The organism is Brachybacterium tyrofermentans (genome assembly GCF_039526165.1).
In the GTDB taxonomy this organism is placed as follows: Bacteria; Actinomycetota; Actinomycetes; order Actinomycetales; family Dermabacteraceae; genus Brachybacterium; species Brachybacterium tyrofermentans.
The window spans coordinates 198,977-211,711 of record NZ_BAAAIR010000046.1; the positions used below are offsets into that span (position 1 = coordinate 198,977).

Sequence of the window (12,735 nt, forward strand, 5' to 3'; positions counted from 1 at the left end):
CTGCGCGAGCCGCTGACCGCTGCGCGAGCCGCTGACTTCTCCGCGCACGCCGCGGGCCTCTGCGCGCACGCCGCAGAGCCCGTGGTCGCGCCGCCCGGTTCGACCCGACACGACGACACGACGCGACACGCCGCGACACGGCCGATGGGCTCGCGTGTTCGAACGTCTGTTCGGTACAGTGGTCCCCGACGGTCACCCGGCACGACAACCGCGAACTCGCCTTTCCTCCCCACACCCCGGTCTTCCACAGGGGGTGCAGGGCGGCGGCGAATGTCGGGGGCCCCGCTTACTGTGGCCGTACGGTCAATACGTCGGCCCCCCGGCCCCCTGGAAGGAACCAAGCACATGGCTGCACCGAAGTCTTCGAAGCCCGCCGTCACGAGGTCCACCGCGAAGGATCGCGACTCCTCGCTGGACAACGCGCTCGCACAGATCGACCGCCAGTTCGGCAAGGGCTCGATCATGCGCCTGGGCGACGACACCAGGCCGCCCGTCGAGGTCATCCCCACCGGTTCCGTCGCGCTGGACGCCGCACTCGGCATCGGCGGCCTGCCCCGCGGCCGCATCGTCGAGATCTACGGACCGGAGTCCTCCGGCAAGACGACGCTCGCACTGCACGCGGTCGCCAACGCCCAGCGCAACGGCGGCATCGCCGCCTTCATCGATGCCGAGCACGCGATGGACCCCGAGTACGCGAAGAAGCTTGGCGTCGACACCGACGCACTCCTGGTCTCCCAGCCGGATACCGGTGAGCAGGCGCTCGAGATCACCGACATGCTGATCCGTTCCGGGGCCCTGGACGTCGTGGTCATCGACTCGGTGGCCGCCCTGGTCCCGAAGGCGGAGATCGAGGGCGAGATGGGCGATTCGCACGTCGGCCTGCAGGCCCGCCTCATGTCGCAGGCGCTGCGCAAGCTCACCGGCGCGCTGTCCGCCTCGGGCACCACCGCGATCTTCATCAACCAGCTGCGCGAGAAGATCGGCGTCTTCTTCGGCAGCCCCGAGACCACCACCGGTGGCAAGGCGCTGAAGTTCTACGCCTCTGTGCGCATGGACATCCGTCGGATCGAGACCCTGAAGACCGGCACCGATTCCGTGGGCAACCGCACCCGTGTCAAGGTCGTCAAGAACAAGATGGCCCCGCCCTTCAAGCAGGCCGAGTTCGACATCCTGTACGGCGAGGGCATCTCCCGCGAGGGCGGTCTGATCGACCTCGGCGTCGAGCATGGCATCGTGCGCAAGTCCGGTGCCTGGTTCACCTATGAGGGTGACCAGCTGGGCCAGGGCAAGGAGAACTCCCGCCAGTTCCTCAAGGACAACACGGACCTGGCCGTGGAGATCGAGGAGAAGATCCTGCGCACCCTCGGCGTCGGCAAGTACGCGGCCGAGCAGGCGGCGCCGGAGGACGAGGCGCTCGATCCGCTCGAGGCGCCCCTCGCCGAGGACGAGTTCCTCGACGAGGACGTCCCCGCCACCATCTGATCCATGGCGGATTCTCAGCTCGATGTCGGGGGGAGCCGTGGCCCGGAGGCCGCGGCNTCTCTCGCAGCGGACCCGCCGGATCCTCGACGCTCCTGACCATGCCGTCGATCCGTACGACGCCGAGCGCGAGAAGGCGATCGTCCATGAGTGCCGCTACCTGATGCGCCTGCTGTCGCTGCGCAAACGGTCTGCGGGGGAGATGCGTGACCGGCTGGCTCAGCGCGAGGTCCCCGCGGACGTCGCCCATGAGGTCATGGCGCGCATCGACCGGGCCGACCTCATCGATGACGCCGCCTTCGCCCAGGAATGGGTGACGCAGCGGCGCTCGATGCGAGCGCTGGGAGACGAGGCGCTGCGTCGCGAGCTCGCCTCGAGGCGCGTGGAGTCCGATCTCATCGAGGACGCCCTGGGAACTGGGGAGGACGACGAGGAGGAGCGCTGCCGGGATCTGGTGCGCTCTCGGATCGGATACCGCGATCGAGAGCAGCTGCGCAGCGAACGCGATGGCAGCCACCGTCGGCGGCTCTCCCGCCGTCTCGACGCCCTGCTGACCCGGAAGGGATACCCGGGATCCCTCGCCGTGCAGGTGATCGCCGCGGAGCTGCGAGCGGCCGCGGACCCTGCAGAGGGCTGATCGCCGACCGATCCTCGACGGCCCGTGCGGCACACACCGGCCCGGAGTCGCGCCGTATCCTGGGGGGACTATGTCCCTCAGCTCTCTCGCCACCGATCCCCTGATGACCGACGACGCGCGCAACGCGCCGCGAGGCACCTATCAGGTGCGCACCTTCGGCTGCCAGATGAACGTCCACGACTCCGAGCGCCTCACCGGGATGCTCGAGGAGTCCGGGTACGCGGCGGCACCGGCGGGCGCCGACGCCCGTCGCGGCGAGGTCGACGTGATCGTGTTCAACACCTGCGCGGTGCGCGAGAACGCCGACAAGAAGCTCTACGGGACCCTCGGTTCGCTGCGCCCGGCGAAGGAGGCGAATCCGGGGATGCAGATCGCCGTCGGCGGCTGCCTGGCGCAGAAGGACCGTGCCGAGATCGTCGAGCGCGCCCCCTGGGTCGACGTCGTGTTCGGGACCCACAACATCGGCTCGCTCCCGGTCCTGCTGGACCGCGCCCGCCACAACGCCGAGGCGCAGGTCGAGATCCTCGAGTCCCTCGAGGTGTTCCCATCCACGCTGCCCACCCGTCGGGAGTCCGCCTACGCGGCATGGGTCTCGATCAGCGTCGGCTGCAACAACACCTGCACCTTCTGCATCGTGCCCTCGCTGCGGGGGAAGGAGAAGGACCGCCGGCCGGGGGAGATCCTCGCCGAGGTGCGCGACGTGGTGGACTCCGGCGCTCTGGAGGTCACCCTGCTCGGGCAGAACGTGAACTCCTACGGCGTGGAGTTCGGCGACCGCGGCGCTTTCGCGAAGCTCCTGCGGGCGTGCGGGGAGATCGAGGGGCTCGAGCGGGTGCGCTTCACCTCCCCGCATCCGGCCATGTTCACCGATGACGTCATCGACGCAATGGCCGAGACCCAGAACGTCATGCCCCAGCTGCACATGCCGCTCCAGTCCGGATCCGACGACGTGCTGCGCCGGATGAAGCGCTCCTACCGCAGCAGGAAGTTCCTCGGCATCCTCGAGCGGGTGCGCGAGCGGATCCCGGAGGCGGCGATCACGACCGACATCATCGTCGGCTTCCCCGGGGAGACGGAGGACGACTTCCAGCGCACGCTCGATGTCGTCGAGGCGTCACGCTTCTCCAGCGCCTTCACCTTCCAGTACTCGATCCGTCCCGGCACCCCGGCCGCGACCATGGACGACCAGATCCCCAAGGAGATCGTCCAGGAGCGCTACGAGCGACTCACGGCTCTGCAGGACCGGATCACGTTCGAAGAGAACACTCGCCTGGAGGGCAGCGTGGTCGAGGTGCTCGTCGCCGAGGGGGAAGGCGAGAGGGAGCATGCGACCCATCGTCTCTCCGGCCGCTCCCGCGACCACCGCCTGGTCCATCTGGCGCTCCCGCCCGGTCTGCCCGCCGCGGACCGGCCGCGCCCGGGGGACCTGGTCACCGCCACCGTCACCCGCGCGGCGCCCTACTACCTCATCGCGGACAGCGCTCTCGGCGCCATGGACGGATCCCTCGCCCCGGAGCAGTTCTCCGTGCGTCGCACCCGCTCCGGGGACGCCTGGGAGGCCGGGGTGAGCGGCACGGACGGCGGATCCTCCTGCGGAACAGGCGGCGCTGCCGCGCCGCCGGGACCGGTCACCCTGGGCATGCCGAGCCTGCGTCGTCCCTGAGCCTGCTCTGGCGCTGTATAGCGCAGGGCCCGCGAGAACCGCGGACCTCAGGCTCAGACGTCGAGCTCGTCCAGCTCGGCGCCGAGGCGCTCCTCGAGGCTGTGGAAGAACGCGATCACCGTGCTCAGCCCGCACTTGATCGCTGAGTCGACCTGGGAATCCAGGGCGCCGGCGCGGAAGTCCGCGGCGAGCTCGCCGTAGACGCCGAGGAGCCCCTCGGACTCGCGGCGCACGTACACCTTGGGCCAGATCCGGTTCATGTTCCACTCGTTGCAGAGCTTGACCATCTCGACCTTGCGGGAGAAGTCCACCGAGTGGCTCCAGCGTCCGCGGGTCTGCAGAACAGCCTGCTCCTCGCCGGAGAGCATGAACTGGAAACGGTAGTCGTCGAAGCGCGCGCGGAGGATCTCCGCGTGCTCGTCGTCCTCGACGAAGGCATATCCGTGCCGAGCAAGGCTCTGCTCGATGCGGGCCATGGTCATCGGGGCGAGCCCGTGAGTCGAGTCCGGCAGTGCAGGGGACTCGTGCGGTGCAGTCACTTCCAACCTCAGGCAATGCAGTAGTCGTGGTCGACGGCCCGGCGGCGCCGGGTCGCGGCTCACACTACTCCCTTCCTCGGGGAATCGGCCTGCCACCAGGCGTGATCCGGCTGACCTTCGCCATCGGCGCAGGTAGTCTGCCAGGCATGGACCTTCCTGCGACCGTGCGGCCCGAGACATCACCGCTCCAGGCCGGACTCCGCGCAGAGCACACCGCCCTTCCGGTGGTCGCCGTCGTCGGAGCCACGGCGACCGGGAAGTCGGATCTTGCCATCGCGCTGGCCCGGCGGCTCGACGGCGAGATCATCAACGCCGACGCCCTGCAGTTCTATCGCGGCATGGATATCGGCACCGCGAAGGTGACCAGTGCCGAGCGCGAGGCGATGCCCCATCATCAGCTCGACATCCTGGAGGTCACCCAGGAGGCGAGCGTCTCCGCGTACCAGGAGGGCGCACGCACAGCGATCGCGGAGATCCGCTCCCGGGGACGGCGACCGATCCTCGTGGGCGGCTCAGGGCTGTACGTGCGCGCGGCCCTCGACGAGATCGAGTTCCCACCCACCGACGCGAAGACCCGCGCCCGCCTCGAGGCACGCGCGACGCGAGAAGGCCCGGCCGCGCTGCATGCCGAGCTCACCCGCAGCGACCCTGAGGCCGCGGCGAAGATCGGTCCGGGGGATGCTCGCCGGATCGTGCGCGCGCTGGAGGTGGGGGAGTTGACCGGCCGACCCTTCGCCGCCTTCCTGCCCCGGCCGATCTACGCGGAGCCCGGCACGGTGCAGCTCGGGCTGCGCCTGGATCGAGCGGAACTGCACGAACGCATCGAGCAGCGGGTGCACAGGATGGTCGAGCTCGGGCTGCTCGACGAGATCCGGGCACTCCGCGACCGTGGCCTGGACCAGGGTCTCACCGCTCGCCGCGCGATCGGGTACGCGCAGGGTCTGGCCGTCCTGGACGGGACGATGAGCTGCGAGGAGGCGATCGAGGCGACGATCGTGGGCACGCGCCGCCTGGTGCGCAAGCAGGACACGTGGTTCCGCCGTGACCTCCGGGTGCGCTGGATCGATGCGGTCCCAGACCCGCAGCGCACGGGCGACGTCGTGCTCGAGCGGGCGCTGCACGCGATCAGGGACGCGGGCGAGCTGGGCGGGCCGGACGGGCTGGGCGGGCCGGACGGGCTGGGCGGGCCGGACGGGCCGGCGACGGCATAGGCTCGTCCCATGACCGACAGCATCCGCTTCACCAAGGGCCACGGCACCGAGAACGACTTCGTCATCCTCGATGACCCGGACGGTGCCCTGGACCTGGAACCGCAGGCCGTCATCGCGCTCACGGACCGTCGGGCCGGTATCGGCGGCGACGGCGTGATCCGCGCCGTGCGCACCCGGGCCGCCGGCATCGACGCCCCGGTGGATGCCCCGGAATGGTTCATGGACTACCGCAACGCCGACGGCTCGATCGCGGAGATGTGCGGCAACGGGGTCCGCGTGCTCGCCGCGCATCTGCTGCGTGCGGGGCACGTGCAGGGCGACAGATTCGCCGTCTGGACCCGCGCCGGGGCACGGTCGGTCGACGTCCTCGAGCGCGCGGAGACGGACGGGGCTCCCTGGTCGGTGCGCATCGGCATGGGGAGGAGCACGAGCCTCCAGGGGGAGCGCACCGTCGAGGTCGCCGGGCAGGCGCTCCCGGTCACGGACGTCGATATGGGCAACCCGCACGCCGTCGCCTTCCTCCCGGAGGGCACCGCTCTCGAGCAGCTCGACCTGACGCATCGGCCGTCCCTGGACCCCGAACCTCCCGCTGACGCGAACATCGAGCTCGTCGTCGAGCGCGGGCCGCGCCACGTGGCGATGCGGGTGTTCGAGCGCGGGGTGGGCGAGACCCGCTCCTGCGGGACCGGGATCGCGGCGACCGCTGTGGCGGCGGCCCTGCGCGCCGGCGACACCAGTGCAGAGCCCTGGACGGTGGATGTTCCCGGTGGGCGCCTGCAGGTGGGATGGACGGCGACCGGTGAGGTCACGCTCACCGGCCCGGCGGTGCTCGTCGCCGACGGCGTCACGCTGGTCTGACGGGACCCACCTCGAGCACGCGGAAGCCCTTCGCGCTGGCGACCTTCGCGACCTCTCGATCGGGCAGCTGCTCCCCGAGCCACCGGGCGAGCGGATCCGCTCCGAGATTCTTCCCGACAACCAGCGCGGCAGTCCCCTCCGGGGTCAGACGGGCCGTCCACTGCAGCAGCAGGTCATGCAGCGCCGGCTTGCCGATCCGGATCGGCGGGTTCGACCAGATCGCATCGAGCATCAGATCCTCCGGCACCTCGTCGGGGGCGACGACGCGCACATTCGTGAGGCCGGCTCGCTCGACGTTCTGCGCCGTGAGCTCACGAGCGCGCTCGCTGACGTCGACCGCCCACACCTCTGCGTCAGGATGCGTGATCGCTGCGGTCAGGGCGATCGGCCCCCAGCCGCATCCCAGATCGAGGATCCGTGCCCGCGCCGGCGGCTCCGTGATCTCGTCGAGCCGGTTCAGGAGCACGGCGGTGGCCTTGTCCACACCGTGCCCGCTGAACACGGAGGCGCTGGAGACCAGCTCGAGGTCGCGGCCGGCCAGGCGCACCGCAAGCGGGAAGCGCCGGGCATCGGTCGTCGGGGAAGGGGTGAAATAGTGCTCGTCCACCTGAGCAGGATACGGACTCCGACGGCCCGGGAGGAGCACGTCGAGGAAGGATGACCACAGCACCGCTATCCGCTCACCGCAAAATGCCTCGACCACGGCCCGCGGTCGTGGGACTCTTGTCAGGACAGTTCGTCCCCCATCTTGAGGAGTGCCCCGACCGTGCCCATCGCCTTCCATCCCGAACCCGACTCCGACACCGACGTCGACGGGACCACCACGGGAGGGACCGGGGCCGCGGCGCACACCGACAGCGCAGGCACCCCGGCCATCCCGGAGGAGACCGCGCCGGCCGTGGGCCGACGAGACGCGCTGACCCAGCGGATCCTCTCCCGCAGCGCGGCATCCGCCACCTACGATTCCTCGTCCGACGGGGAACAGTACGACCTCGCCGACCGTCAGGCTCTGCGTCGCGTCGCCGGGCTCTCCACCGAGCTCGAGGACGTCAGCGAGGTCGAATACCGACAGCTCCGCCTCGAGCGAGTCGTGCTGGCGGGTCTCTACACCTCGGGGAACACCGGGGAGGCGGAGACCAGCCTGCTCGAGCTCGCCGCGCTCGCCGAGACGGCGGGCTCCGAGGTGCTCGACGGCGTGCTTCAGCGTCGTGCACACCCCGACCCCGCGACCTTCCTGGGCAAGGGCAAGGCGGCAGAGCTGGCCGAGATCGTCGCCGCCAGCGGTGCTGACACCGTGATCGCGGACGGCGAGCTCGGCCCCGGCCAGCGCCGCGCGCTCGAGGACATCGTCAAGGTGAAGGTCATCGACCGCACCGCGCTGATCCTGGACATCTTCGCCCAGCACGCCAAATCCCGCGAGGGCAAGGCGCAGGTCGAGCTCGCCCAGCTCGAGTACCTGATGCCGCGTCTGCGCGGCTGGGGCGATTCCATGTCCCGGCAGGCCGGCGGTCAGGTCGGCGGCGCGGGAGCGGGCATGGGCTCTCGAGGCCCCGGTGAGACCAAGATCGAGCTGGACCGTCGTCGGATCCGTGATCGGATGTCCAAGCTGCGCCGCGAGATCAAGGCGATGACCCCGGGGCGTGAAGCCCAGCGGGCCGACCGCCGCCGCAGCCAGGTGCCGGCGGTCGCGATCGCCGGCTACACCAACGCCGGCAAGTCCTCCCTGCTCAACCGGCTGACCGGTGCCGGGGTCCTCGTGGAGAACGCGCTCTTCGCGACCCTCGACCCGACGGTGCGCCGCTCCACCACCCCGGACGGCCGCGAGTTCACCTACGCGGACACCGTCGGCTTCGTGCGGCACCTGCCCACGCAGCTGGTGGAGGCCTTCCGCTCGACCCTCGAGGAGGTGGGCGACTCCGATCTGCTGCTGCATGTGGTCGACGCCTCCCATCCGGATCCCGAAGGCCAGATCAAAGCCGTGCGGACCGTGCTCGGCGAGGTCGAGGGCTTCGATGTGCCCGAGGTCATCGTGCTCAACAAGGCGGACCTCGCCGAGCCCGAGACCATCGCCCGCCTGCGCAGCCAGGTCGAGGACTCGATCGTCGTCTCGGCCCGGACCGGCATGGGCATCGAGGAGCTCCGGGATCTGATCGCCGAGCACCTCCCGCGCCCGGCGGTCGAGGTCGAGGTGCTCGTGCCCTACTCCCGCGGCGACCTGATCGCCCGCGCGCACACCACCGGCGAGGTGCTCTCCGAGGAGCACGTGATGGAGGGCACGAAGCTCCATGCCCGCGTGGATGAGGCGCTTGCCGCAGAGCTGCACGGCGCGGCCTGAGGGGTCATCGGATCCGGCGCGGATACGCTGATCCGATGACCACCGCCACCGATCATGAGGCCGCCCCCGGGGCAGCCGATATCCAGCTGTCCACCCTCATGGAGGCGGCGGTCGAGGCGATCGGCGGCGTGCCGCGCCCCGGCCAGCAGACCATGGCGGAGGCGGTCGACACGTCGATGTCCGGAGGCCGCCACCTGCTCGTGCAGGCAGGCACCGGCACCGGCAAGTCGCTCGCCTATCTGGTCCCCGCGCTCCGCCATGCCCTGGTGAGCGGCCGACCAGTCGTGATCTCCACCGCGACGATCGCCCTGCAGACCCAGATCGTGCGCAAGGACCTGCCGCGCCTGGTCGAGGCGGTGGCCCCGCACCTGCCGCGCACGCCCACCTTCGCCCTGCTCAAGGGGCGTGCGAACTACCTCTGCCGGCACAAGATCGACGGCGGGTACCCGGTGGACATCGACCCCGGCGCGCTGTTCGCCGAGGCCTCGACCGATCCGTCGCGCTCGGGCAGCGAACGCCTGGGGGACCAGGTCAAGCGCCTGCGGGAGTGGTCGGAGGAGACCGACAGCGGAGATCGTGACTCCTTGGAGGATGCGGTCTCCGATCGTGCCTGGCGCCAGGTGTCCGTCACGGGATCCCAGTGCCTGGGCGGGACCTGCCCGATGGTGGAGTCCTGCTTCGCCGAGCGCAGCCGCGAGCTCGCCCGCGAGGTGGACATCGTGGTCACCAACCATGCCCTCCTGGCCATCGACGCCTTCGACAGCCACGGCATCATCCCCGAGCACGACGTGGTCGTCTTCGACGAGGCGCATGACCTCTCCGGGCGCGTCACCAGCGCCGTCACCGATGTCCTGAACCCGGGCATGCTGCGCGGCACCGTGCGCGACTTGCGCGGGCTCGGCGTCGCCGGGACGGCCCTCGACGATGCCTCGGAGGAGCTGCGCGAATCCCTCGAGCTCGCCCCCGACGGCCGCGTGATCGGTCCCCTGCCCGACCGCCTCGCCGATGCGATCCAGCAGCTGCGGATCGAGGCCCGCACGGCCCACTCCGACGCCAAGGACGCCGGTGACGACACGACGACGGGGACCGCCGGCACCCGCAAGACGGTCCGCGCGAACCTGCAGGAGATCATCGACGTCTGCGAACGCCTGGGGGCCCCGGCCGACGACGACGTCGTCTCCGTCTCCCATTCGCAGGCCACGGGGCGTTCGAGCATCCAGGTGGCGCCGCTGAGCGTCGCCGGTGCGATGCGTGGGGCGATCCTCGAGCACCGCACTGCCGTCCTGACCTCCGCGACGCTCGCGCTCGGGAATCGCTTCGAGCCGGCCGCCGGCGAGGTGGGGCTGGCCAGGGTGGACCGGATCGGTGCCGAGGAGGTTCCGATCGCGGCGGACACCGGTGCCTGGGCCGGGGTGGACGTGGGGAGCCCCTTCGACTACCGCCGCCAGGGCATCCTCTACACCGCGCGCCATCTCCCGCCGCCGGGACGGGAAGGGCCCTCGACGGCGATGCTCGATCACCTCACCGAGCTGGTGGAGGCATCGGGTGGGGGAGCGCTGTGCCTGTTCTCCTCGCGCCGCGGCGCCGAGCTGGCCGCCGAGCATGTGCGGGCCCGCCTGGACCTCACGATCGAGGTCCAGGGCGAGGACTCGATGGCGAACCTGGTGCGCAACTTCCGGGAGGACGAGGACGCCTCGTTGTTCGGGACCCTCACCCTCTGGCAGGGGGTCGATGTCGCGGGGCGGGCGCTGCGCCTGGTCACCATCGACAGGATCCCGTTCCCGCGTCCCGACGACCCTCTGACCGCGGCCCGGCAGGAGCGGATCAGCCGTCACGGGGGCAACGGTTTCATGTCGATCTCCGCGCAGCACGCGGCACTGCTGCTGGCGCAGGGGTCCGGGAGGCTGATCCGGTCCCAGGAGGATCGCGGGATGGTCGCGGTGCTCGATCCGCGGCTGGCCACTGCGCGGTATGCCGGATTCCTCCGAGAGTCGATGCCTCCGCTGTGGCCCACCACGGATCCCGAGGTGGCACTGGGGGCCCTGCGGCGTCTCGCGGAGGGCTGAGCCCCTCGACGTCGTCAGGAGGCAGGCCGAGCGGAGGCCCTCGACGTCGTGATGCGTCAGACCGAGCGGAGCCCCTCGACGGACGTCGTCATGCGTCAGACCGAGCGGAGCACGGCCACGACCTTGCCGAGGATCTCGGCGTGGTCACCGAGGATCGGGGCGAAGGACGGGTTGTGCGGCATGAGCCACACGTGGTCGTCACGCTGCACGAAGGTCTTCACGGTCGCCTCACCGTCGATCATCGCGGCGACGATCTCGCCCTTCTGCGCCTCCTTCTGACTGCGCACCACCACCCAGTCCCCATCGCAGATCGCAGCGTCGATCATCGAGTCGCCGACCACCTGGAGCAGGAAGAGGTCGCCGTCGCCGACCAGCCGTGAGGGCAGGGTGAAGATGTCCTCGACCTGCTCCTCGGCGGTGATGGGGACGCCGGCCGCGATCCTTCCCACGAGGGGCACGGAGACCGAGTTCGGGGTGATCTCGGGTGTGGACGGGAAGTCGGGCGTCCCGTCGTCACCGGGCATGACGACCTCCATCGCGCGGGGGCGCTTGGGGTCGCGGCGCAGGAAGCCCTTGCGCTCGAGGGCCTGGAGCTGGTGGGAGACGGAGGACGAGGAGGTCAGGCCCACCGCGTCACCGATCTCGCGCATGGTGGGCGGGTAGCCGTGCGCGGCGATCTCGGCAGTGATGGTCTCGAGCACGAGCCGCTGCCGAGGCGTGAGCCCTGCCGTCACTGGATCCTCCACGGCGTCGTCGCGGACCCGGCTCGGCTTGGGGGTGCTCGGCGTCATGGTGCGGGCCTCCTGGCTTCGTCTGTCGGACCCTTGCGGTTCCGTTGTCGTGTTGCCCAGCCTAGGGCGGCACGCACGGGATTCCAAACAGGTGTTCGAGGTTCCTCTTGCGTGTCGCGGCGATGGGGGGCTACAGTCGCACAGACATTCGATCGAACAGGAGTTCGGACATGCATACGAATATGGCTACGGTTCTTCCCCTCCCGCAGCACCGTGATGAGCGGGCTGAGCGTTCTGCTCGATCGGACGTTCGACTCGTCATGACCCGGCGCGGCCGGATGCTCCTGACGGCGATCGCCTTCCTGCTCGGGCTCGCCGTCGCCGCGGCGGCACTGCTGGTGTTCGGCATCCCCGCCGCTCTCGCCGGCGGAGCCGACGATGATGCGGTGACCGTGACGGTCCAGGAGGGCGACACCCTCTGGGGCTACGCCGAGGAGTATGCGCCGGAAGGGATGAGTCCCCATGAGTTCGTCGTGGAGGCGCGCACTGTGAACCAGCTTCCGACCGGACGGGTGTCCGTCGGTCAGGAGCTCGAGATGCCCGTCTTCGACGGCGCATCGCGCTGATGCGGGTGCGGGCCGGTATCCTGAGGGGATGCACTGCCCGTTCTGCCGCCATCCCGACTCGCGAGTCGTGGATTCGCGTACCTCCGACGACGGTGCGACGATTCGTCGCCGCCGCCAGTGCCCGAACTGCTCGCGTCGATTCTCGACCTCGGAGACCGCGTCGCTTTCGGTGCACAAGCGCTCCGGCGTGAGCGAGCCCTTCAGCCGGGCGAAGGTGATCTCCGGGGTTCGCAAGGCGTGCCAGGGGCGGCCGGTGACCGACGATCAGCTCGCCATGCTGGCCCAGCGCGTCGAGGAGGACATTCGCTCCAGCGGGCAGGCCGAGATCGATGCCCATGAGGTCGGTCTGTCGATCCTGCAGCCGCTCCAGGAGCTCGACCTGGTGGCGTACCTGCGTTTCGCCAGCGTCTACCAGGCCTTCGATTCGCTCGACGATTTCGACGCGGCCATCACCCGACTGCGCGCCGAGGCGACGACGGCGGGCTGATCCGCCGGCATCGCGGCCGGAGTCAGACATATCTGTCCGGTCCGGACACCAACTTCTGTGGATTCTGTGGAGATGGTCCAGGGCCGTCCCCGACTGTGCATAA

At 70.2% G+C, this 12,735-nt stretch carries 12 protein-coding genes; 9 read left to right on the plus strand and 3 right to left on the minus strand.

What is annotated here, in order from left to right:
* The first annotated feature begins 345 nt into the window (after window positions 1–345).
* From recA to miaB, 3 genes are all read left to right on the plus strand, one after another.
* On the plus strand, window positions 346–1,482 hold the full coding sequence (gene recA, locus ABD093_RS15020) for a recombinase RecA (protein WP_193116293.1): 1,137 nt from the start codon (window positions 346–348) through the stop codon (window positions 1,480–1,482).
* A 199-nt stretch (window positions 1,483–1,681) separates the two neighbouring features.
* Complete coding sequence (locus ABD093_RS15025; RefSeq protein ID WP_425546264.1) at window positions 1,682–2,116, plus strand: regulatory protein RecX; 435 nt, start codon at window positions 1,682–1,684, stop codon at window positions 2,114–2,116.
* 70 nt (window positions 2,117–2,186) lie between these two features.
* Window positions 2,187–3,779, plus strand: coding sequence for a tRNA (N6-isopentenyl adenosine(37)-C2)-methylthiotransferase MiaB (miaB, locus tag ABD093_RS15030; protein WP_193116291.1), 1,593 nt, complete (start codon window positions 2,187–2,189; stop codon window positions 3,777–3,779).
* 53 nt (window positions 3,780–3,832) lie between these two features.
* Here miaB and ABD093_RS15035 read toward each other — a convergent pair whose 3' ends face one another.
* A complete protein-coding gene (locus ABD093_RS15035; protein WP_319021494.1) occupies window positions 3,833–4,318 on the minus strand; it encodes a YbjN domain-containing protein in 486 nt (161 codons plus the stop codon).
* A gap of 146 nt (window positions 4,319–4,464) precedes the next feature.
* On the opposite strand from ABD093_RS15035, the gene miaA reads away from it, so the two are divergent.
* Both miaA and dapF read left to right on the plus strand, forming a co-directional pair.
* Entirely contained in the window at window positions 4,465–5,529 is a 1,065-nt protein-coding gene (gene miaA, locus ABD093_RS15040; protein WP_193116290.1) for a tRNA (adenosine(37)-N6)-dimethylallyltransferase MiaA, read from the plus strand.
* A gap of 9 nt (window positions 5,530–5,538) precedes the next feature.
* Window positions 5,539–6,387 carry a diaminopimelate epimerase gene (gene dapF / locus ABD093_RS15045; protein WP_193116289.1) on the plus strand — a complete coding sequence of 283 codons (849 nt, stop codon included), beginning with the start codon at window positions 5,539–5,541 and terminating at the stop codon, window positions 6,385–6,387.
* Here dapF and ABD093_RS15050 read toward each other — a convergent pair.
* Entirely contained in the window at window positions 6,374–6,994 is a 621-nt protein-coding gene (locus tag ABD093_RS15050) for a class I SAM-dependent methyltransferase (protein ID WP_193116288.1), read from the minus strand. The two genes, dapF and ABD093_RS15050, sit on opposite strands and share 14 nt — an antisense overlap.
* A gap of 159 nt (window positions 6,995–7,153) precedes the next feature.
* Between ABD093_RS15050 and hflX the strand changes: the two genes are divergently transcribed.
* Both hflX and ABD093_RS15060 read left to right on the plus strand, forming a co-directional pair.
* A complete protein-coding gene (gene hflX / locus ABD093_RS15055) occupies window positions 7,154–8,722 on the plus strand; it encodes a GTPase HflX (RefSeq protein WP_193116287.1) in 1,569 nt (522 codons plus the stop codon).
* A gap of 35 nt (window positions 8,723–8,757) precedes the next feature.
* Window positions 8,758–10,788: an ATP-dependent DNA helicase gene (locus ABD093_RS15060; protein WP_193116286.1), complete on the plus strand. Its 2,031-nt coding sequence runs from the start codon at window positions 8,758–8,760 to the stop codon at window positions 10,786–10,788.
* Window positions 10,789–10,883: 95 nt separating this feature from the next.
* Here ABD093_RS15060 and lexA read toward each other — a convergent pair whose 3' ends face one another.
* Window positions 10,884–11,579, minus strand: a complete 696-nt coding sequence (lexA, locus tag ABD093_RS15065) for a transcriptional repressor LexA (RefSeq protein ID WP_193116285.1) — start codon at window positions 11,577–11,579, stop codon at window positions 10,884–10,886.
* A gap of 260 nt (window positions 11,580–11,839) precedes the next feature.
* On the opposite strand from lexA, the gene ABD093_RS15070 reads away from it, so the two are divergent.
* Both ABD093_RS15070 and nrdR read left to right on the plus strand, forming a co-directional pair.
* Window positions 11,840–12,145, plus strand: a complete 306-nt coding sequence (locus tag ABD093_RS15070) for a peptidoglycan-binding protein LysM (protein WP_226849661.1) — start codon at window positions 11,840–11,842, stop codon at window positions 12,143–12,145.
* 28 nt (window positions 12,146–12,173) lie between these two features.
* Window positions 12,174–12,632, plus strand: coding sequence for a transcriptional regulator NrdR (gene nrdR / locus ABD093_RS15075; protein ID WP_193116283.1), 459 nt, complete (start codon window positions 12,174–12,176; stop codon window positions 12,630–12,632).
* Window positions 12,633–12,735 lie beyond the last annotated feature (103 nt).

Coding starts and splice junctions, on each gene's coding strand:
- recA (WP_193116293.1), top strand. CDS start 346: ATGGCTGCACCGAAGTCTTCGAAGCCCGCCGTCACGAGGTCCACCGCG.
- ABD093_RS15060 (WP_193116286.1), top strand. CDS start 8,758: ATGACCACCGCCACCGATCATGAGGCCGCCCCCGGGGCAGCCGATATC.
- miaB (WP_193116291.1), top strand. CDS start 2,187: ATGTCCCTCAGCTCTCTCGCCACCGATCCCCTGATGACCGACGACGCG.
- lexA (WP_193116285.1), bottom strand. CDS start 11,579: ATGACGCCGAGCACCCCCAAGCCGAGCCGGGTCCGCGACGACGCCGTG.
- nrdR (WP_193116283.1), top strand. CDS start 12,174: ATGCACTGCCCGTTCTGCCGCCATCCCGACTCGCGAGTCGTGGATTCG.
- ABD093_RS15070 (WP_226849661.1), top strand. CDS start 11,840: ATGACCCGGCGCGGCCGGATGCTCCTGACGGCGATCGCCTTCCTGCTC.
- ABD093_RS15025 (WP_425546264.1), top strand. CDS start 1,682: ATGCGTGACCGGCTGGCTCAGCGCGAGGTCCCCGCGGACGTCGCCCAT.
- dapF (WP_193116289.1), top strand. CDS start 5,539: ATGACCGACAGCATCCGCTTCACCAAGGGCCACGGCACCGAGAACGAC.
- miaA (WP_193116290.1), top strand. CDS start 4,465: ATGGACCTTCCTGCGACCGTGCGGCCCGAGACATCACCGCTCCAGGCC.